Raw genomic sequence first — 19,436 nt, forward strand, 5'->3', positions numbered from 1 at the left:
TCCGGACGGGAGCCGGCTCCCGATGGTCAGGAGGTGTGCGGGCAGTTGCCCCGGTACTCCTCGATGGTCAGGCCGGGCCGCGGCAGCGGGCAGAGGAACTGCTCGTACCGGGTGTCGTTGTCGATGAACCGCTTCAACCACGAAATGCTGTACTTGGCGATCGTGGTGTTGCTGCTGTTCGGGGTGAAGTGGTTGGCGTTGTTGAGCTCCAGGTACGCCTTGTCGAGCGACGCCGGCAGCGACTGGTAGAACGGCTCCGAGTGCGAGGAGACGGAGGCGACGGTGTCACCGTCGGCGCCGATCACCATGGTGGGGGTGCGCAGTTCGGGCCAGGTCTTGTCCGTGTTCCAGCCGGTCAGCGGGATCGCCGCCTGCAGCGAGGGACGGGTCTTGGCGGCCTCGAGCGTGCCGCCGCCGCCCATGGAGTGGCCCATGACCCCGAGCCGGGTGCCGTCGATCCGGCCACGGACCGAACTGCGCTGGGTCAGGTAGTCGAGCGCGGCGAGGAGTTGGTCGCCCCGGCTGTCGGGCTGGTCGTAGATGGTGTTGGTGTCGATGGTGAAGACCACGAAGCCCTGGGAGGCGAGCCGCGGGCCGAGCCACGCGATGGACGACTCGTAGGCGGTGAAGCCGGGCGAGATGGCGACGGCCCCGAACGTGCCGTCCGCGGTGGACGTCGGGTAGTAGATCGTGCCGCCGCCGAAGCCCGTGACGGCCAGCGAGGAGACGGACGTCTCGGAGACCGGGTACGGGCCGCGCGAGGCCTCGATGGAGGCGACGGTCGGAGCGGGACCGCGCTCGTACGGGTTGTCGGCGGCCTGGGCCTGCGTGCCGGGCAGGAGGGTGGCGCACAGGGCTGCCGCCGCTGCGGCCGCCGCTCCCGGCAGGGAACGGCGGCGGGTGCGGCTCGTGGGGGTGAGGTGCACGAGGAGGGTCCTCTCGGGTCGAGGCGGTTACGCGCCGCAGGACCTGACCCGTCGTCACCAGGAGTCCGCCGTGCCGGTCGCGTACCGCCGTGTTGATGGCGGTACCACCGTCGGGGCCCGGACCCCGGTAGGGCATCGGCAAGTTCACCGGTCTCCTCGCGGACCGGGGCCGCCGCGGCGGGCCCGGCACACAGACGAAGGGGCCGGCAGGACGTGATGTCCTGCCGGCCCCTTCGGGCCGCAGCGTCTCAGCGGACCGGGTGGCCCGCCTCGCGCAGCGAGTCCTTCACCTGAGAGATCCGCAGATCGCCGAAGTGGAACACGGACGCGGCGAGCACCGCGTCCGCGCCCGCGTCGATCGCCGGCGGGAAGTCGGCGAGCCGGCCAGCTCCGCCGGAGGCGATCACCGGGACCGTGACGTGCCTGCGCACTGCGGCGATCATCTCGGTGTCGTAGCCGTCCTTTGTGCCGTCGGCGTCCATGGAGTTGAGCAGGATCTCCCCGGCACCCAACTCGGCTGCCTGGTGCGCCCATTCGACGGCGTCGATGCCGGTGCCCTTGCGGCCACCGTGCGTCGTCACCTCGAACGTGCCGTCCGCGGTGCGCCGGGCGTCGACGGAGAGCACCAGCACCTGGCGGCCGAACCGCTCGGCGATCTCGCGGATCAGCTCCGGCCGCGCGATCGCCGCCGTGTTGACGCCGACCTTGTCGGCGCCTGCCCGCAGCAGCTTGTCGACGTCCTCCGCACTGCGCACGCCGCCGCCGACGGTGAGCGGGATGAACACCTGCTCCGCGGTGCGGCGCACCACGTCGTAGGTGGTCTCCCGGTTACCGGAAGAGGCGGTGATGTCGAGGAAGGTCAACTCGTCGGCGCCCTCGGCGTCGTACAGCTTCGCCATCTCGACGGGGTCGCCCGCGTCACGCAGGTTCTGGAAGTTGACGCCCTTGACCACCCGGCCGTTGTCGACGTCCAGGCAGGGGATCACCCGTACCGCGAGGGTCATGCGGCTCCTCCATCGGTTCCGGTCGGCCGGTACGCCTCGACCTCGACCTCGACGACCAGCGAGGGGTCGACGAAGCCGGAGACCACGAGCATCGACGCGGCCGGCCGGACCTCGCCGAAGATCTCCTTGTGGGCGCGCCCGATGTCTTCGACATCGCGGGCGTGCGTGATGTACATGCGGGTGCGTACGACGTCACCCGCGCCGAGCCCGAGTTGCTTCAGCGCGTCGATCGCCACGCCGAACGCGGTGACCGTCTGCTCGTACGGGCTGCCCGCGGCTATCTCGCCGTCGCGGACCGACGTGCAGCCGGAGACCAGGACGAGGCCGTTCGGCAGTTCGACGGCACGGGAGTAGCCGAAGGCCTCTTCCCAGGGGCCGCCGGAGCCGACCCGGCGCACCGGCCCGGAGCCGGAAGGAGGACCTGCGGTCATGCGGACACCGCCGCGAGGGCCTCTTCCAGGGTGAAGGCCTTGGCGTACAGCGCCTTGCCGACGATGGCGCCCTCGACGCCGTCGGGGACCAGGGAGGCGATGGCCCGCAGGTCGTCGAGCGAGGAGACGCCGCCGGAGGCGACGACCGGCTTGTCGGTCGCCGCGCAGACGTTCTTCAGCAGCTCCAGGTTGGGGCCCTGGAGGGTGCCGTCCTTGGCGATGTCGGTGACGACGTAACGGGCGCAGCCCTCGGAGTCCAGGCGGGCGAGGGTCTCGTAGAGGTCGCCTCCGTCGCGGGTCCAGCCACGGCCGCGCAGCGTCGTGCCGCGGACGTCCAGACCGACGGCGATCTTGTCGCCGTGCTCGGCGATGACCTTGGCGACCCACTCGGGGGTCTCCAGCGCCGCGGTGCCCAGGTTCACGCGGCGGCAGCCGGTGGCGAGGGCGGCCTCGAGGGAGGCGTCGTCGCGGATGCCGCCGGACAGCTCGACCTTGATGTCCATGGCTCCGGCGACCTCGGCGATCAGCGCCCGGTTGTCGCCGGTGCCGAAGGCGGCGTCGAGGTCGACGAGGTGGAGCCACTCGGCGCCGGCGCGCTGCCAGGTGAGGGCCGCCTCGAGGGGGGAGCCGTACGACGTCTCGGTGCCGGACTCGCCATGGACGAGACGGACGGCCTGGCCGTCGCGGACGTCGACTGCGGGAAGGAGTTCAAGCTTCGGCATCAGAGGGTCTCGATCCAGTTGGTCAGCAGCTGGGCGCCGGCGTCGCCGGACTTCTCGGGGTGGAACTGGGTGGCCCACAGGGCGCCGTTCTCGACGGCGGCGACGAAGGGCTCACCGTGCGTGGCCCAGGTGACCTGGGGCGCGCGGATGGCCGGGTTGGTGACTTCGAGCTCCCACTCGCGCACCGCGTAGGAGTGCACGAAGTAGAACCGGGCGTCGTCGTCCACGCCGGCGAAGAGCTTGCTGTCGGCGGGCGCCTCGACGGTGTTCCAGCCCATGTGGGGCACGATCGGCGCCTTCAGCGGGCCGACGGTGCCGGGCCACTCGTCGAGACCCTCGCTCTCCACGCCGTGCTCGATCCCGCGGGCGAACAGGATCTGCATACCGACGCAGATGCCCATGACGGGGCGTCCGCCGGAGAGCCTGCGATCGATGATCCATTCGCCGCGGGCCTGCTTGAGGCCGTCCATGCAGGCGGAGAAGGCGCCGACGCCGGGGACGAGCAGTCCGTCGGCGTTCATCGCCTTGTCGTAGTCGCGGGTGATTTCGACGTCGGCCCCGACCCGGGCGAGCGCGCGCTCCGCGGAGCGGACGTTGCCGAACCCGTAGTCGAAGACGACGACCTTCTTCTGTGGCGTCGCTGTGGTCATTCCCAGATCCCCTGAATCCGCATGACACCCGCGATCAGGCACATCGCGGACGCTCCGGCGAGCAGCACGACGGTGCCCTTGGGCATCTTCTGCTTGGAGAACGAGTACGCACCGCCGGCGAGGAACAGCCCGACGACGATGAGAATGGTCGAAAGGCCGGTCACAGGGCGCCCTTCGTCGACGGGAGGATGCCGGCCGCGCGAGGGTCGCGCTCCGAGGCGTACCGCAGGGCGCGGGCGAGCGCCTTGAACTGGCACTCCACGATGTGGTGGGCGTTGCGCCCGTAAGGGACGTGGATGTGCAGCGCGATCTGCGCCTGCGCCACGAAGGACTCGAAGATGTGCCGGGTCATCGTCGTGTCGTACGTGCCGATCATCGGCGCCGTGTTCTCGGGCTCGGTGTGCACCAGGTACGGGCGGCCCGACAGGTCCACGGTGACCTGGGCGAGCGACTCGTCCAGCGGCACGGTGCAGTTGCCGAAGCGGTAGATGCCGACCTTGTCGCCGAGGGCCTGCTTGAAGGCGGCGCCCAGGGCGAGGGCGGTGTCCTCGATGGTGTGGTGCGTGTCGATGTGCAGGTCGCCGTCGGTCTTGACGGTGAGGTCGAACAGACCGTGCCGGCCGAGCTGGTCGAGCATGTGGTCGTAGAAGCCGACGCCGGTGGCGACGTCGACCTTGCCGGTGCCGTCGAGGTTGATCTCGACGACGACCGAGGTCTCCTTGGTGGTGCGCTCGACCCGTCCTACGCGGCCGCTCATCAGTGCTGCTCCTTCTTCAGTGCGCGAACCGCATCGAGGAACGCGTCGTTCTCTTCGGGCGTGCCCGCGGTGACCCGCAGCCGTCCCGGTACGCCGTTGTCGCGGACCAGTACGCCCCGGTCGAGGATCCGCTGCCACGCCTTGTGCGCGCCGTCCTCGCCGTCGAACCGGCCGAACTGCACGAAGTTGGCGTCGGAGTCGGTGACCTCGTAGCCGATGGCCCGCAACTCCGTGACCAGGCGGTCCCGCTCGGTCTTCAGCTGCTCGACGTACCCGAGCAGCGTATCGGTGTGCTCCAGCGCGGCCAGGGCTGTGGCCTGGGTGACGGCGGACAGGTGGTACGGCAGGCGCACCAGCTGGACGGCGTCGACCACGGCCGGGTGGGCGGCCAGGTATCCGAGGCGCAGTCCGGCGGCGCCGAAGGCCTTGGACATGGTGCGGGAGATCACCAGGTTGGGGCGGCCCTCGATGAGGGGCAACAGCGACGGCCGGTGGCTGAATTCCACGTACGCCTCGTCGACGACGACCATCGAAGGCTTTGCCGCCTGTGCCGCCTCGTACAGCTCCAGGACCGTCGCGGCGTCGACCGCGGTGCCCGTGGGGTTGTTGGGCGAGGTGATGAACACGACGTCCGGGCGGTGTTCGGCGACGGCCGCGGTGGCGGCAGCGGGGTCGATGGTGAAGTCGTCGCCGCGCGGGCCGGAGATCCAGCCGGTGCCGGTGCCGCGGGAGATCAGTCCGTGCATCGAGTACGACGGCTCGAAGCCCATGGCGATCCGGCCGGGGCCCGCGAAGGCCTGCAGCAGCTGCTGGATGACCTCGTTGGAGCCGTTGGCCGCCCAGACGTTCTCCCGGGCGACCTCGTGGCCGGTCGTACGGGTGAGGTAGCGGGCCAGCTCGGTGCGCAGTTCGACCGCGTCCCTTTCGGGGTAGCGGTTGAGCTCCCTGGCCGCGTCGCGCACCCGCTCGGCGATGCGCTCGACGAGCGGCTCGGGCAGCGGGTACGGGTTCTCGTTCGTGTTCAGCCGGACGGGGACGTCAAGCTGGGGAGCGCCGTAGGGGGACTTGCCGCGCAGCTCGTCCCGGACGGGGAGTTCGTCCCAGGGGGACACGGGGGTGCTGCCGATGTCGGTCACTGACCCGGCACCTTCCAGTCGAAGCGGGCCTTGAGGGCGGCTCCGTGTGCCGGCAGGTCCTCGGCCTCGGCGAGCGTCACCACGTGGTGGGTGATCTCCGCGAGCGCGTCCCGGGTGTAGTCCACGATGTGGATCCCGCGCAGGAAGGACTGCACGGACAGGCCGGAGGAGTGGCAGGCGCAGCCGCCGGTCGGCAGGACGTGGTTGGACCCCGCCGCGTAGTCGCCCAGGGACACCGGGGCCCAGGGACCGACGAAGACGGCGCCCGCGTTGCGGACCCGGGCGGCGAGGGCGGCGGCGTCGGCGGTCTGGATCTCCAGGTGCTCCGCACCGTAGGCGTTGACGACCTCGAGGCCGTCCTTGATGTCGGAGACGAGCACGATCGCGGACTGCCGGCCGCTGAGCGCCGGAACGATCCGGTCCTCGACGTGCTTGGTCGCGGCGATCTGCGGCTCCAGCTCGCGCTCGACCGCTGCCGCCAGCTCCTCGGAGTCCGTGACCAGCACGGCGGCGGCCAGCGGGTCGTGCTCGGCCTGGCTGATCAGGTCGGCCGCGACGTGGACGGGGTCGGCGGTCGCGTCGGCGAGGACGGCGATCTCGGTCGGGCCGGCCTCGGCGTCGATGCCGATCCTGCCGGTGAAGTAGCGCTTGGCGGCGGCGACCCAGATGTTGCCGGGGCCGGTGACCATGTTCGCGGGCGGGCAGGACTCGGTGCCGTACGCGAACATCGCTACGGCCGTGGCACCTCCCGCGGCGTACACCTCGTCGACGCCCAGCAGCGCGCACGCGGCAAGGATCGTCGGGTGCGGCAGACCGTTGAACTCGGCCTGGGCGGGCGAGGCGAGCGCGATGGACTCGACGCCCGCCTCCTGTGCGGGCACGACGTTCATGATCACGGAGGACGGGTAGACCGACCGGCCGCCGGGGGCGTACAGCCCCACGCGGTCCACCGGTACCCACTTCTCGGTCACCGAGCCGCCGGGCACGACCTGCGTGGTGCGGGACGTGCGGCGCTGGGCCCGGTGGACGAGGCGGGCGCGGCGGACGGACTCCTCCAGGGCCGCGCGCACGGCCGGGTCGAGTTCCTCCAGGGCACGCGTAAGCGCCGCGGCCGGGACCCGCACCTGGTCGAGCTTCACGCCGTCGAATTTCTCGGCGAAGTCGATCAGCGCCGCGTCGCCGCGATGATGCACGGCCTCGCAGATCGGCCGCACCTTGTCCAGGGCGGCCGCGACGTCGAAGTCGGCACGGGGCAGCAGGTCGCGCAGAGCGCCACCCTCGGGGAGGGCGTCGCCGCGCAGATCGATTCGAGAGATCACGGAACCAATTCTCTCAGACCGGATCCCACGCTTGTTTCCCGTATCAGTGGCTGATACAGGCCCCACAAGTTGACCATCACCACTAGCGTTCAGGCCGTCACTCAGCGGGAAGAACAGCTGTACGAGCCAACGAAGCGGAGGAGCGGCAGTGACCGAGCCGCTGGACGACGGGCCCCCGGACGGGCTGAGCCCGACCGAGCTCCACATGTGGAACGCCTTCAGAAACGGAAGCACGTACGACCTCAGCGACACCGATCCCCTCCTGAACGATCCCTTCTCCCCCCTGCCCTGGGGTCCCGAGCGCAGCGTCCGGGCGTCGATCGTGGCACGGCTGCTGCTGAGCGGACCCGCCGCGAGGCCGGGCCGGGTCTGCGCGCTGAAACTGCGCGGCGTCCTGATCACCGGCACGCTCAAGCTGGCCGGCGGCAGCATCTCCCCGTACGTGGAACTGCACGGCTGCCGCTTCGAGAACGAGCTTCTGATGCCGGAGGCGCACTTCACGACCGTGCGCATGGTCGGCTGCGCGATCCCGCGCATCGAAGCGGCCAGGCTGCGCACGGAGGGCGATCTGCATCTGCCCCGCTGCCGCGTCGAGCACGGTGTCCGGCTCACGGACGCCCAGATCGGCACGGACCTGCTGATCAACCAGATCCATGTGCGGCCGGACCGCCGGGGCCGGGCGATCACCGCGGACGGCATGTCGGTGGCCCAGGACTTACAGGCCGAACTGATAGAGACCTACGGCGAGTTCAGCCTGCGCGGCGCGAAGGTGGGCGTCTCGCTCAGTCTGCGCGGCAGCCGCCTGCGGGCGGCGGCGGAGCGCCGCGCGCTCAACGCCCCCCAGCTCAGCGTGGAACGCACGCTGTACATGACGGGCGCCTGGGTGAGCGTCACCACGGGCAACCAGGGCGCCACTCCCCCGTTCGGTATCGCCGCCTACGGCACATCGGCGCGCGCCTCCCGGCTTCAGCCCTTCGAGTGCCACGGCGGCGTCCGGCTCGACGACGGGCGGTTCGGCGACGCGGTCGACCTCCAGCGGGCTCGGTTCGTGCTGAGCCCGCGCGAGGAGCTGTCGCTGCGCAGGATCGCCACCCCCGAGCTGCGGTTCAACGCGGAGCGCCCCGAGGAGGGGCGGGTCGTGCTGAACGGCGCGAAGGTCGTGACGCTGATCGACCTGGCGGCGAGCTGGCCGGGCCCGGGCGGGCTCGCGATGGGCGGCTTCGTCTACGAGAACCTGGTGCCGTACGAGGAGTTCCCGCTCTCCCGGCGGCTGGAGTGGGTGGCGTCGGCGACCCCTGAGTACTCACCGGAGCCGTACGAGCGGCTGGCGACCGTCCTGCGCAACAGCGGCGAGGACGCGGACGCCCGCGAGGTGCTGCTGGCCAAGAACCGCCGCCGCCGGGAGACGCTGCCGCTGGCGGGGAAGCTGTGGGGTTACCTCCAGGACCTCACGGTGGCGTACGGCTACCGGCCCGGCCGGGCGGCCCTGTGGATGGCGGTGCTCTGGGCGGCCGGCGCGATCGCCTTCGCCCAGGTCGCCCCACCGCCCATCAAACCGGACGAGCATCCCGAGTGGAACCCGGCGCTGTACGCCCTCGATCTGCTCATCCCGGTGATCAATCTCGGCCAGGACGGCCACTGGCGGCTCCAGGGCGGATGGCAATGGGCGGCCGCCGTTCTGGTGCTGCTGGGCTGGATCCTCGCGACCACGGTCGCGGCGGGCGCCACCCGTCTCCTACGTCGCGGTTGAGTCACTTTCTTTACCGTCTCTTGACTTCGGCCGGGACAACCATTCCGTTGCCACCAAAGCTTCACAGCTGCCCTCTGGCGCGGTGTTCACCTGCGCGTTTTCAATGGTCCGCACCATGTCACTGATCCGCGCCCTGATCCGTACCGCGCGCATGATCCGTCATACGCCACGGCTCACCGACTGCCTCGCCCCTGACGAGGCGGTACTGCTCGACGCCCCCGACGACCGGCTCGGTCCGGCGCTGGTCGCGGCCGCTGTCGGGGAGTACGAACCGGCCGCCAAGCTGCTGGCGACCACACGGGAATCAGCCGAATGGGAGAACCGCGACCGGTACGTCGTCAGGCTCGCGGCATTCGCCAGGAACCGGGACGAATGGCTCGGCGACTGGTTGGGCGCGGCCCCGCGCGACGCCGACGCCCTCGTGGTCAAGGCCGAGCTCGCGGTCCGCAGGGCCTGGGAGTCGCCCGCCCGCAAGGAACAGCTGCGCGAGGTGGGACCGCTGATCGACGCCGCGGCACAGGCCGGTCCCGGCGATCCCGTGCCCTGGCGGATCGCGCTCGACCACGCGCGCGGCACGCACGCCACGCACACGGCCTTCGAAGCGCTGTGGGAACAGGCCGTCCGCCGCTCCTCGCACCACTACGGCTGCCATGTCGCGGCGCTCAAGTATCTGTCCGCCCAGTGGTACGGCTCGCACCGCGAGTGCTTCGACTTCGCGGAGCAGGCCGCCGTCGACGCGCTCCCCGGCTCGCTGGTGCAGGCCCTCCCGGTACGAGCGGCGTTCGCCCAGCTGCTCGGCGGTGAGGCCAGGACATCGGTGCAGGACGACCGGATCGACGCGGCCGCGGACCTCGCCATCACGCTGTCCCGCGGATACGGGCCCGGCGACCCCTGGCCGGCCGAGGTCCGCAACCTCCTGGCCTACGTGCTGGTGGCCCGGGGGCGCTGGGAGGAGGCGCTGAACCAGTTCCGGCTGATCGGCCCGCACGCGACCTCCTTCCCGTGGTCGTCGGTGACCGAGGACCCGCTCGGACGGTTCCTCCAGGCCAGGGACCACGTACGGATCGAGGTCGCGTCGGCGACGCCGCTGCGTGGACGCCGGTGGGCGCCTCCCGCGGCCGCCAGGCTGTAGGGGGAGGACCGGCCCGCCTGCTCGACCATTACTCTTGACCGCTGTGACCACCGCTCGTCTGCCGCTCTTCCCGCTGAACTCGGTTCTGTTCCCGGGCCTTGTGCTGCCACTGAACATTTTCGAGGAGCGTTATCGCGCCATGATGCGCGAACTGCTGAAGACGGACGAGGAGGAGCCCCGGCGTTTCGCCGTGGTCGCCATCCGCGACGGCCGCGAGGTCGCACCCGCCTCACCCGGCATGCCGGACCCGACCACGGTCGTGGAACGCGGACCCGCCGCCGGCTTCGGCCCAGACCCGATCCAGGCCTTCCACCGGGTGGGCTGCATCGCCGACGCGGCGACCGTCCGCGAACGCGGTGACGGCAGCTTCGAAGTGCTCGCCACCGGCACGACCCGCGTCAAGCTGCTGTCGGTCGACGCGAGCGGGCCCTTCCTCACCGCGGAGCTCGAAGAGATCCCGGAGGAGCCGGGCGACGGCGCCGCCGCCCTCGCGGAAGGCGTGCTGCGGGCGTTCCGCAGCTACCAGAAGCGGCTTGCCGGCGCGCGTGAGCGCTCGCTGTCGACGGGAGCGGAACTGCCGGACGAGCCGTCTGTCGTCTCCTATCTCGTCGCCGCGGCGGCGGTGCTGGACACGCCCGCGAAGCAGCGGCTGCTCCAGGCTCCGGACACCGCGACACGGCTGCGCGAGGAACTGACACTGCTGCGCGCGGAGACGGCGATGCTGCGACACCTGCCGTCGCTGCCCGCCGTCGATCTGACGTGGCGGCCCACCAGCCCCAACTGACGCGAGGACACCTGCCTTGGCGAAGAACGCGACGAAGAAGACGAAGAAGCAGTCGGGCGGTACGCCGGCGACGGTCGCGCTCACGGCGGCGGGCACCTCGTTCACCCTGCACGCCTACGACCACGACCCGTCGTCGCCCTCGTACGGCGAGGAGGCCGCGGAAGCCCTGGGTGTCTCCCCCGAGCGGGTCTTCAAGACACTCGTAGCGGACGTGGACGGCGCGCTGACGGTGGCGGTCGTCCCCGTCGCGGGCCAGCTCGATCTGAAGGCTCTGGCGTCGGCCGTCGGCGGCAAGCGGGCGGCGATGGCGGACCCGGCGGCGGCGGAACGCACCACAGGCTACGTCCGCGGCGGCATCTCGCCCCTCGGCCAGCGCAAGCGGCTGCCGACGGTCCTGGACGCGTCGGCGTCGGCGCACGAGACGATCTGCGTGTCGGCGGGGCGTCGCGGCCTGGAGGTCGAACTGTCCCCGACGGACCTGACGTCCCTGACCTCGGCGACCCTGGCCCCGATCGCCCGCGCGTAGCACCTGCGGGGTGCTGTTTCCCTTCCCCTACGGCCTGGCGGCCGTGGGAGGTGCCCCCGGCGGGCTCGAGCTGCCGGGAACTTGAGCCCCTCCGGCGATCGAGGCGCGGGTTCCCGTGGGGTCCCCCCACGCCGCAGGCGTCAGGGCGAGGAGCCCCCGGTTCGGGAAGGGGCGGGGGAGGGGAGAGCTCCGCGGAGCCGCCACCGCCGCCGCCTGGAAGGAAACGTCACTGCCGGGGCGCGGGCGCCCCCGTCGGCCCCGTCGGCCAGTCCGGCTCCGGGTCCCGCGGCCCGAACAGCGCCGTCAGCCCCAGGTGCACCAGCATCGCCGTCACCGGCCACGCCAGCAGCGCCCCCTTCGCCCGCAGGTCCAGGTACGCGTCGAAGGTGACCCCCTCGCCGACCTGGCGCGCTTGCTCCACCACGTCCCGCGAGGGGCCGAACCATACGCCGATGCCCCAGCCCAGCAGGGAGCCGAGCAGCGCACCGACCGCCAGGGCGACCACCAGGGCGATGCCGCCGCGCCTGCGGTAGAGGAAGACGGCCACCGCGGTCAGCACACCGAGTCCGACGCCCAGCAGCAGGAACGTGCCGTCCGCGCCGATCGCCTCCTCGCCTTCGGTGTCCTTGAGGAAGACCGCCTCGTCGTTGGAGACCAGCGGTACCCGCGGCGCGAGCCACAGCCAGAGGAAGCCCAGGGCGATGCCCAGGAGCGTGACGGCCACCAGGACCAGCGCGGAGTCCCGCAGGTCCTTCCGCAGTTCCGCCGCCGACTCGGCCTCGTCCTTCGCCGTGTCGTACGCGTACATCGAGGACGGCCCCGGTCCGGTGGGCGGCGACTGCCGGGCGTCGTCGTCCCGGGAGGGCTCGTGCGGCTGGTGCGGCGGCGTCAGAGGTGCGGTCACACCGCCATCGTGCCAGGCCCGCCCGGGTGACGCCTCACCGGACCGCTGCCCGCCGGTAGGCCCACGTCGCGACCGCCAGTGAGACGACGCCGACCGCGGCGCAGACCGCGAGGTCGAGGGCGACGGCGGGCCAGTCGGGGTGGGCGTCGAAGGTCCGGGCCATGGCCTCGACCCCGTACGTGGACGGCAGCAGGTCGCGCGCGTAGGAGATCGGTTCCGGCAGCCGGTCGGCCGGCAGGACGCCGAGCAGCAGGGCCGCCGACATGCCGAGCTGTCCGAGCAGCGTGGCCATTTCCTGGCGGGGTGCCAGCAGACCGAGGGCCGCGCCGAGTCCGGCGAGTGCCGCGCCCGACAGCGGGATGACGGCGGCGAGCACCCACAGGTGAGTCAGCGGCAGCTCGAACAGCACACTTCCCGCGACGGCCGTCACCACCGTCCCAGGCACGGTGAAGGAGGCGTACGCGCCCGCCGCGCCGAGCACCACGGCCGCGGGCGGCACCGGCAGCGTGGCGTAGTGGTCGAGGCCGCCTCCGGCGCGTAGCTGGCCGAAGTACTGGGCGAGCAGATTGAGCGCCACGAAGGCGACGACGAGCACGCTCGCGCCCGCGACGACGGCGCGGGCCTCCGTACCGCCGTCGACGACGCCCCGCATCAGGACCATGATCCCGACGGACTGGAACGTGGCCACGAACAGCAGAGGGATGCGGGCGACCCGCGCCCGGGACAGTTGCGCCCGGTACACGGCCGCCAGCGCCGGCAGCAGCCGCGCCCTCGGCGCGAGCGGCGCGGCGGTCGTCTCCTGCGCCGGCGTCCGGCGCACCGACACCGCCGCATCGGATTTGGCGGACACGATGCTCACGCCTTGACCAGCCCCTTCGTCGCGTTCCCCCCGAGTGCCAAGTACACGTCCTCCAGGCTCGGGGTGGCGAGGGTGAAGTCGTCGAGCGCCGCGAAGGCCGCACCTCCGGTCACCGCGGCGACGGCCGCCCGTGCCTCTTCCGGGGCCAGCCGGAGGACCCAGCGCCGCCCCGATTCCTGCGCGGAGCCGCGCAGCGCGGCGACCTCGGGAACGTCGAGCGGGGCCCGCTCGCGCCACACCAGCTCGACCCGTACCTCGCCGGCGACGTGTTCCTTCAGCCCGGACGGGCTGTCGCAGGCGATGACCCGGCCGCGGTCGAGGACGGCGACCCGGTCGAGCACGGTCTCCGCCTCGATGACGTTGTGGGTGACCAGGAGCACCGTCGCGCCGTGCTCCGCGCGGCGCCGGTCGACCGCGGCCCATACGGCGCGCCGTGCGACGGGATCCATCCCGGTGGTGGGTTCGTCCAGTACCAGGACCGGCCGCTCGCCCACCAGGGTGGCCGCGAAACAGGCGAGTCTGCGCTGTCCGCCGGAGAGTTTCTTGAGGGGACGGCCGGCGAGGCCGGTGAGGCCCAGTTCCTCGAGGACGGCGTCCCGTTCCGCGCGCGCTTCGCGTGCGGACAGTCCGCGCAACCGCCCGGTGGTCTCCGCGGCGAGCGCGACGGTCAGTTCGTCGAGCGCGGTGGACTCCTGGCCGAGGTAGCCGATGAGGCGGGCGGCCCGCTCGGGGTGGCGTACGAGGTCGTGACCGAGGACGTGGACCGTGCCGGCGTCGGGGCGCATCAGGCCGGTGAGCTGTCGCACCAGGGTCGACTTGCCCGCGCCGTTGGGTCCGAGCAGCCCGAAGATCTCGCCGCGCCGCACCTCAAGGCTGATGCCGTCGCTGGCACGCACCTCGGGTGTCCCGGGCGTTCCCCGTCTGCCGCGCGCGGCGGGGTACGTCTTGACCAGATCCCGCACCACGCACACCGTACTCACGAGGTACGAGACTACGGGGTCCGTCCGCCCCGGATGCCCTCGGGCCCCGGCTGCTCACCCGCCGGGCCGTGATCGGCGGCCGTCCGTACATCGATCTCCCGCCAGAATCCGGCCCGGATCGCGTAGCGGTCGTGCTCGTCGATCTGGTCGTCCTTGTGCGCGAGAAGTCCGAAACGTGCTGCGTAGCGCAGCAGTTCGCCGTCGATGCGGTGCGGGATGCGGGGGTAGAGCGTGGACAGCTTCTGTACGTGGCCGTTCTCCGGCAGCCGTTCCATCCAGCGCCGCGCGAAGACCTGGCCGACCTCGAAGGGGTCGCCGCCTACGGTGGTGATGTCCTCCTCGCGGTCGGCCCAGCGCTGTTCGGCGCTGGTGAGCTGGGCGAGGGTGGGCAGTGAGGCGCTCTCCGGGGGTTCGCCCAGTGTTCCGCCGCCGGGCCGTTCGATCCAACCCCTGTCGGAGGACCAGCGCAGTGTGGCGTTCGGGGGGTGGGGCGCCTGGTTCGAGGCGGCGGGCTGGCCGGGGGCGCGCAGCCCGGCGAGGTCCTTGGGGGTGGGCACGCCGCCCTTGGGGCCGGCCTGGGCGGGTGCGGGCTGCGCGTCGTCCTCGGCCGGCGCGGTGCTGGTGCCGTTGCGTACGGCGTCCTCCGCACGCTCCGAGGCTGCGGCGAGTGCCGACTCGGGCAGCGGTGCGGAGAGGATCGCCGCGATCTCGGGCCGGGGAACCGGCGGCGGGGCGCAGATGCCGGTCAGTTCCTTGGCGCGTACGGCCCGGGTGATCCAGGCCCGGTCGAGGACCCGGCGCTCGTCGGCCTCCGCGACGAGGTCCTCGGACTGGTTGTAGTCGCCGTCCGCGGCCTGCACGGCCCAGAGGTGGACGGCGACCCCGTGTTCCTTGGCGGACATCAGGCCGGGCAGCAGGTCGCCGTCGCCGGTCACGAGGACCACGTCGGAGCAGGCCCGGTTCCTGGCGAGCTCGGTGAGCTCCGCGTGCATCGCCGCGTCGACGCCCTTCTGTGCCCAGCGTCCGTCGCTGCGGGTCAGGGCGCCCAGCCGGACGGTGACCCGGGGCATCACCCGCAGCCGCCGGTGCTCGGGTTGCGGGACACGGTCGGGAGCGCCGTCGAACCAGTAGATCCGCAACAGGGGTTGCCGGGTGTCGGCCTCCGCGAGTTCGCGCAGGCCCTGGATGAGGGACGCGTGGTCGACGGTGATCCGCGATCGTGCGGGCTCTCCGGCGAGAAGGCTGGCAGCGGCGCCCAGCAGATAGCCGGCGTCCACCAGGACGACGCAGCGGTCCACGCGTTCCACCCTCTTTCGGGAGCTCAACGGTGCTTCGAGATCCGGGATTGTTGCGGGTTTCTGTCGAGTCTGCCCGACCACGGGAGGGTTGACGTCCGGAACTCGATCATCGGCGTGGCGGATCGCGCCCGGGCACCCGCCCACCGGGGCCGACTACGGTCCGCAATGATCCAAAATGCGCCGGTTTTACGGGTATGTGAGTCTGGTCGCGGCCCTGGCCCCTAAACCCCCACAGGAGGCATCCCATGGCCAAGAACAAGAAGCAGGAACGCACTCAGAGCAAGGCTTCTCCCGCGGAGCGCGGCGCCGAGCAGGCGCGCAGCTCCTCGATGGAGGCCCAGGCCGAGCAGCGGGCGCAGGCGGTCACACCTTCCGACGTGGCTCACAAGGGCCGGCAGAAGCGCTTCGGTCACAACTGACCGATCGGAAGCCGATCGCAGACAACGCCAGAAGGGGCGCTCCCGTGACGACGGGAGCGCCCCTTCTGCGAGCGGGACCTGTCAGCCGGCCAGACAGGACGGGCCGAGCAGCACCTTGAGGTCGCCGAAGAGAGCGGGATCGGGCTGGACACGGTGCCGGTCGAGCCGCAGGACCGTGGTCTTGCGGGGGCCCTGGAGCTTGATACGTACCTCGGTGTTGCCCTTGTGGTGGCTGAGGATCTCACCGAGGCGGCTGACCATGGGCGGAGTGACCTTGACCGTCGGAATCGTCACCACCACCGGCGCGTTGGTGCCCGCCGACGACAGGTCGGGGACCATCAGCTCCATCGCGACCAGGCGCGGGATGTCCTCGCGCTTGTCGAGGCGGCCCTTGACGAACACGACGGTGTCCTCGACGAGCTGGGTGGAGACGAGCTGGTAGGTCGCCGGGAAGAACATGCACTCGATGGAGCCGGCCAGGTCCTCCACCGTCGCGATCGCCCATGCGTTGCCCTGCTTGGTCATCTTGCGCTGGAGGCCGGAGATGATGCCGCCGATGGTGACGACCGCGCCGTCCGCGTGCTCCCCGCCGGTGAGCTGGGAGATGGCGGCGTCCGTCTTGTCGGACAGGACGTGCTCGATACCGAAGAGCGGGTGGTCGGAGACGTAGAGGCCGAGCATCTCGCGCTCCTGCGCGAGGAGGTAGGACTTCTCCCATTCGACATCGGAGAACTCGACGTCCAGCCCGAAGCCGGGCTCGTCGCTCGCTTCCTCGCCCATGCCGCCGAAGAGGTCGAACTGCCCCTCGGCCTCCTTGCGCTTGACCGCGACCACGTTGTCGATCATCGGCTCGTGGTGGGCGACCAGGCCCTTGCGGGTGTGGCCCATCTCGTCGAACGCGCCGGCCTTGATCAGGGACTCGACGGTGCGCTTGTTGCAGACGACGGCCTCGACCTTGTCGAGGAAGTCCGGGAAGGAGCTGTACTTCCCCTTCGCCTTGCGGGTCTTGATGATCGACTCGACGACGTTCTGGCCGACGTTGCGCACGGCGGTGAGGCCGAAGAGGATCACGTCGTCGCCCTGCGCGGCGAAGTTGGACATCGACTCGTTGACGTTGGGCGGCAGCACCTTGATGCCCATGCGGCGGCACTCGTTCAGATAGACGGCCGACTTGTCCTTGTCGTCCTTGACCGAGGTGAGCAGCGCCGCCATGTACTCGGCGGGGTGGTTGGCCTTGAGGTACGCCGTCCAGTAGGAGACCAGGCCGTACGCGGCGGAGTGCGCCTTGTTGAACGCGTATCCGGCGAAGGGGACCAGCACGTCCCACAGTGCCTGGATGGCCTCGTCGCTGTAGCCCTTCTCGCGGGCGCCCTTCTGGAAGAGGACGAAGTTCTTGGCCAGCTCGTCGGGCTTCTTCTTGCCCATCACGCGGCGGAGGATGTCGGCCTCGCCGAGCGAGTACCCGGCGATGATCTGGGCGGCCTTCTGCACCTGCTCCTGATAGACGATCAGGCCGTACGTGACGTCCAGGACCTCCCGGAGGGGCTCCTCCAGCTCCGGGTGGATCGGTGTGATCTCCTGCTGCTTGTTCTTGCGCAGGGCGTAGTTGGTGTGCGAATTCATGCCCATCGGGCCCGGGCGGTAGAGCGCGGACACGGCGGAGATGTCTTCGAAGTTGTCGGGCTTCATCAGCCGCAGCAGGGAGCGCATGGGCCCGCCGTCGAACTGGAAGACGCCGAGGGTGTCACCGCGCTGGAGCAGCTCGAAGGTCTTGGGGTCGTCGAGCGGCAGGGCGAGCATCTCCAGGTCGATGCCCTTGTTGGACTTCACCATCTTGATGGCGTCGTCCATGATCGTGAGGTTGCGCAGGCCGAGGAAGTCCATCTTCAGCAGGCCGAGCGACTCGCACTGCGGGTAGTCCCACTGCGTGATGGTCACGCCGTCGGTGTGCCTGACCCACACGGGGACATGCTCGGTGATGGTCTCGCTCGACATGATCACGCCGGCGGCGTGCACGCCCATCTGCCGGACCAGGCCCTCGACGCCCTTGGCGGTGTCGATGACCTTCTTCACGTCCGGCTCGTTCTCGTACATCGCGCGGATCTCGCCGGCCTCGCTGTACCGCGGGTGCGAGGGGTCCGTGATGCCGTTGAGATCGATGCCCTTGCCGAGGACGTCGGCGGGCATGGCCTTGGTGAGCCGGTCGCCCATCGCGTACGGGTAGCCCAGCACGCGGGCGGAGTCCTTGATGGCGTTCTTGGCCTTGATCTTGCCGTACGTGCCGATCATCGCGACCTTGTCGGCGCCGTACTTCTCCGTGACGTACCTGATCACTTCGACGCGCCTGCGCTCGTCGAAGTCGATGTCGACGTCGGGCATGGAGACGCGCTCGGGGTTGAGGAACCGCTCGAAGATCAGACCGTGCGGGATCGGGTCGAGGTCGGTGATGCCCATCGCGTACGCGACGATCGAGCCCGCCGCGGAACCACGTCCGGGGCCCACCGCGATGCCCTGGTTCTTGGCCCACATGATGAAGTCGGCGACGACGAGGAAGTACCCCGGGAACCCCATCTGGATGATGACGTCCATCTCGTACTCGACCTGCTTCTGGCGGTCCTCCGGGATGCCGCCGGGGAAGCGGCGCTCCATGCCGCGCATGACCTCCTCCTTGAACCACGTCACCTCGGTGTGGCCCTCGGGAATGTCGAACTTGGGCATGAGGTTCTTGGCCTCGAACATGCCCGCCGTGTCGACCTGCTGAGCGACCAGGAGGGTGTTGCGGCAGCCCTCCTGCCAGGCGTCGGAGGAGTCGATCGCGTACATCTCGTCGGTCGACTTCAGGTAGTAGCCGGTGCCGTCGAAGCGGAAGCGGTCGGGGTCGGAGAGGTTCTTGCCGGTCTGGATGCAAAGCAGCGCGTCGTGGGCGGTGGCCTCGTGCGCGTACGTGTAGTGGGAGTCGTTCGTGACCAGGGGCGGGATGCCGAGCTTCTTGCCGATCTCCAGCAGCCCGTCGCGGACGCGGCGCTCGATCTCGATGCCGTGGTCCATCAGCTCCAGGAAGTACCGGTCCTTGCCGAAGATGTCCTGGTACTCGGAGGCAGACTTCAGGGCCTCGTCGAACTGGCCGAGGCGCAGCCGGGTCTGCAGCTCTCCGGAGGGGCAGCCGGTGGAGGCGATCAGCCCCTCCGACCACTGGGCGATGGTCTCCTTGTCCATACGCGGCCACTTCTGCAGCCAGCCCTCCGCGTAGGCGTCGGAGGAGAGCCGGAACAGGTTGTGCAGGCCGGTGGCGTTCGCCGCCCAGATCGTCTTGTGGGTGTAACCGCCGGAGCCGGAGACGTCGTCGCGCTTCTGGTGCGGCTGGCCCCACTGGATCTTGCGCTTGTTGCGCCGGGACTCGGGGGCGACGTACGCCTCGATGCCGATGATCGGCGTGACGCCGGCCTTCTTGGCCGAGTGGAAGAAGTCGTACGCCCCGTGGAGGTTGCCGTGGTCGGACATGGCGATATGGGTCATGCCCATCTCGTTGCAGGCCTCGAACATGTCCTTGAGCCGCGCAGCACCGTCCAGCAGCGAGTACTGGGTGTGGACGTGAAGGTGCGTGAAGGGCGGCTTGGTCACGGCGGCGGGCCTCCGGGCTGCAATCTCCTGGGGGTGCGACCCCCAGACCCCCGCTTTGGGGGACAGCGTGGAAGTCTACGTCGCCGCACTGACACCGCGACGGGATCGCCGCGGGGCGCGGCACCTCGATGAGGGGACGCGGCCGGGCCACCGGCGGGCACTCCTGCGTACCGTCATGCGTTGGACGGGGCGGAAATGCTGTCCCATTTGTCATGTAC

At 70.7% G+C, this 19,436-nt stretch carries 19 protein-coding genes; 5 read left to right on the forward strand and 14 right to left on the reverse strand.

Translation table 11 applies throughout. The annotated features are described in order from the left end of the window. Nucleotides 1-26: 26 nt before the first annotated feature. The 9 genes from bdeA to hisD form a co-directional block, all read right to left on the reverse strand. A complete protein-coding gene (gene bdeA, locus MDN94_RS38220; protein WP_482730365.1) occupies nucleotides 27-926 on the reverse strand; it encodes a bis(hydroxyethyl) terephthalate hydrolase in 900 nt (299 codons plus the stop codon). 248 nt (nucleotides 927-1,174) lie between these two features. Further along, nucleotides 1,175-1,930, reverse strand: coding sequence for an imidazole glycerol phosphate synthase subunit HisF (hisF, locus tag MDN94_RS38225; RefSeq protein WP_482730366.1), 756 nt, complete (start codon nucleotides 1,928-1,930; stop codon nucleotides 1,175-1,177). Then, nucleotides 1,927-2,361 (reverse strand): RidA family protein, encoded by a 435-nt coding sequence (locus tag MDN94_RS38230; protein WP_441264329.1) that lies wholly within the window; start codon nucleotides 2,359-2,361, stop codon nucleotides 1,927-1,929. The genes hisF and MDN94_RS38230 overlap by 4 nt, the downstream gene beginning before the upstream one ends. Further along, nucleotides 2,358-3,083: a bifunctional 1-(5-phosphoribosyl)-5-((5-phosphoribosylamino)methylideneamino)imidazole-4-carboxamide isomerase/phosphoribosylanthranilate isomerase PriA gene (gene priA / locus MDN94_RS38235; protein ID WP_482730367.1), complete on the reverse strand. Its 726-nt coding sequence runs from the start codon at nucleotides 3,081-3,083 to the stop codon at nucleotides 2,358-2,360. The genes MDN94_RS38230 and priA overlap by 4 nt, the downstream gene beginning before the upstream one ends. Next, nucleotides 3,083-3,733: an imidazole glycerol phosphate synthase subunit HisH gene (gene hisH / locus MDN94_RS38240; protein ID WP_482730368.1), complete on the reverse strand. Its 651-nt coding sequence runs from the start codon at nucleotides 3,731-3,733 to the stop codon at nucleotides 3,083-3,085. Before hisH ends, priA begins: the two co-directional genes overlap by 1 nt. Then, nucleotides 3,730-3,897, reverse strand: a complete 168-nt coding sequence (locus MDN94_RS38245) for a hypothetical protein (protein WP_167306871.1) — start codon at nucleotides 3,895-3,897, stop codon at nucleotides 3,730-3,732. Before MDN94_RS38245 ends, hisH begins: the two co-directional genes overlap by 4 nt. After that, entirely contained in the window at nucleotides 3,894-4,490 is a 597-nt protein-coding gene (hisB, locus tag MDN94_RS38250; protein ID WP_482730369.1) for an imidazoleglycerol-phosphate dehydratase HisB, read from the reverse strand. The genes MDN94_RS38245 and hisB overlap by 4 nt, the downstream gene beginning before the upstream one ends. Next, nucleotides 4,490-5,626, reverse strand: coding sequence for a histidinol-phosphate transaminase (locus tag MDN94_RS38255; RefSeq protein ID WP_482730370.1), 1,137 nt, complete (start codon nucleotides 5,624-5,626; stop codon nucleotides 4,490-4,492). Before MDN94_RS38255 ends, hisB begins: the two co-directional genes overlap by 1 nt. Next, entirely contained in the window at nucleotides 5,623-6,945 is a 1,323-nt protein-coding gene (gene hisD, locus MDN94_RS38260; RefSeq protein WP_482730371.1) for a histidinol dehydrogenase, read from the reverse strand. Before hisD ends, MDN94_RS38255 begins: the two co-directional genes overlap by 4 nt. Nucleotides 6,946-7,093: 148 nt before the next feature. On the opposite strand from hisD, the gene MDN94_RS38265 reads away from it, so the two are divergent. The 4 genes from MDN94_RS38265 to ybaK all read left to right on the forward strand — a co-directional run bounded on the left by MDN94_RS38265 (nucleotide 7,094) and on the right by ybaK (nucleotide 11,137). Further along, nucleotides 7,094-8,695: an oxidoreductase gene (locus tag MDN94_RS38265; RefSeq protein ID WP_482730372.1), complete on the forward strand. Its 1,602-nt coding sequence runs from the start codon at nucleotides 7,094-7,096 to the stop codon at nucleotides 8,693-8,695. Nucleotides 8,696-8,798: 103 nt separating this feature from the next. Beyond that, entirely contained in the window at nucleotides 8,799-9,827 is a 1,029-nt protein-coding gene (locus tag MDN94_RS38270; protein WP_482730373.1) for a hypothetical protein, read from the forward strand. Between the two features lie 43 nt (nucleotides 9,828-9,870). Continuing rightward, complete coding sequence (locus MDN94_RS38275) at nucleotides 9,871-10,611, forward strand: LON peptidase substrate-binding domain-containing protein (protein ID WP_482730374.1); 741 nt, start codon at nucleotides 9,871-9,873, stop codon at nucleotides 10,609-10,611. A gap of 16 nt (nucleotides 10,612-10,627) precedes the next feature. Continuing rightward, on the forward strand, nucleotides 10,628-11,137 hold the full coding sequence (ybaK, locus tag MDN94_RS38280; RefSeq protein WP_482730375.1) for a Cys-tRNA(Pro) deacylase: 510 nt from the start codon (nucleotides 10,628-10,630) through the stop codon (nucleotides 11,135-11,137). Nucleotides 11,138-11,363: 226 nt separating this feature from the next. Here the strand turns inward: ybaK and MDN94_RS38285 are convergent, their stop codons facing one another. Genes MDN94_RS38285 through MDN94_RS38300 form a run of 4 tightly spaced genes read right to left on the reverse strand, consistent with a single transcriptional unit; the run spans nucleotide 11,364 to nucleotide 15,187 of the window. Further along, entirely contained in the window at nucleotides 11,364-12,041 is a 678-nt protein-coding gene (locus MDN94_RS38285) for an ABC transporter permease (protein ID WP_482730376.1), read from the reverse strand. A 34-nt stretch (nucleotides 12,042-12,075) separates the two neighbouring features. After that, nucleotides 12,076-12,891, reverse strand: coding sequence for an ABC transporter permease (locus tag MDN94_RS38290; protein WP_482730491.1), 816 nt, complete (start codon nucleotides 12,889-12,891; stop codon nucleotides 12,076-12,078). A gap of 5 nt (nucleotides 12,892-12,896) precedes the next feature. Continuing rightward, complete coding sequence (locus MDN94_RS38295) at nucleotides 12,897-13,862, reverse strand: ABC transporter ATP-binding protein (RefSeq protein WP_364600119.1); 966 nt, start codon at nucleotides 13,860-13,862, stop codon at nucleotides 12,897-12,899. A gap of 29 nt (nucleotides 13,863-13,891) precedes the next feature. Beyond that, nucleotides 13,892-15,187 carry an NYN domain-containing protein gene (locus tag MDN94_RS38300; protein ID WP_482730492.1) on the reverse strand — a complete coding sequence of 432 codons (1,296 nt, stop codon included), beginning with the start codon at nucleotides 15,185-15,187 and terminating at the stop codon, nucleotides 13,892-13,894. Nucleotides 15,188-15,423: 236 nt separating this feature from the next. Between MDN94_RS38300 and MDN94_RS38305 the strand changes: the two genes are divergently transcribed. After that, nucleotides 15,424-15,597, forward strand: coding sequence for a hypothetical protein (locus tag MDN94_RS38305; protein ID WP_482730377.1), 174 nt, complete (start codon nucleotides 15,424-15,426; stop codon nucleotides 15,595-15,597). Between the two features lie 81 nt (nucleotides 15,598-15,678). Here MDN94_RS38305 and dnaE read toward each other — a convergent pair whose 3' ends face one another. Then, complete coding sequence (dnaE, locus tag MDN94_RS38310; protein WP_482730378.1) at nucleotides 15,679-19,218, reverse strand: DNA polymerase III subunit alpha; 3,540 nt, start codon at nucleotides 19,216-19,218, stop codon at nucleotides 15,679-15,681. Between the last annotated feature and the right edge of the window lie 218 nt (nucleotides 19,219-19,436).

It is taken from the genome of Streptomyces sp. WAC00040 (genome assembly GCF_056835925.1).

Excerpts from the sequence above, each read along its gene's own strand:
- MDN94_RS38270 (WP_482730373.1), top strand. The coding sequence starts at position 8,799 with ATGGTCCGCACCATGTCACTGATCCGCGCCCTGATCCGTACCGCGCGC.
- hisH (WP_482730368.1), bottom strand. The coding sequence starts at position 3,733 with ATGACCACAGCGACGCCACAGAAGAAGGTCGTCGTCTTCGACTACGGG.
- MDN94_RS38230 (WP_441264329.1), bottom strand. The coding sequence starts at position 2,361 with ATGACCGCAGGTCCTCCTTCCGGCTCCGGGCCGGTGCGCCGGGTCGGC.
- priA (WP_482730367.1), bottom strand. The coding sequence starts at position 3,083 with ATGCCGAAGCTTGAACTCCTTCCCGCAGTCGACGTCCGCGACGGCCAG.
- hisF (WP_482730366.1), bottom strand. The coding sequence starts at position 1,930 with ATGACCCTCGCGGTACGGGTGATCCCCTGCCTGGACGTCGACAACGGC.
- hisB (WP_482730369.1), bottom strand. The coding sequence starts at position 4,490 with ATGAGCGGCCGCGTAGGACGGGTCGAGCGCACCACCAAGGAGACCTCG.
- MDN94_RS38305 (WP_482730377.1), top strand. The coding sequence starts at position 15,424 with ATGGCCAAGAACAAGAAGCAGGAACGCACTCAGAGCAAGGCTTCTCCC.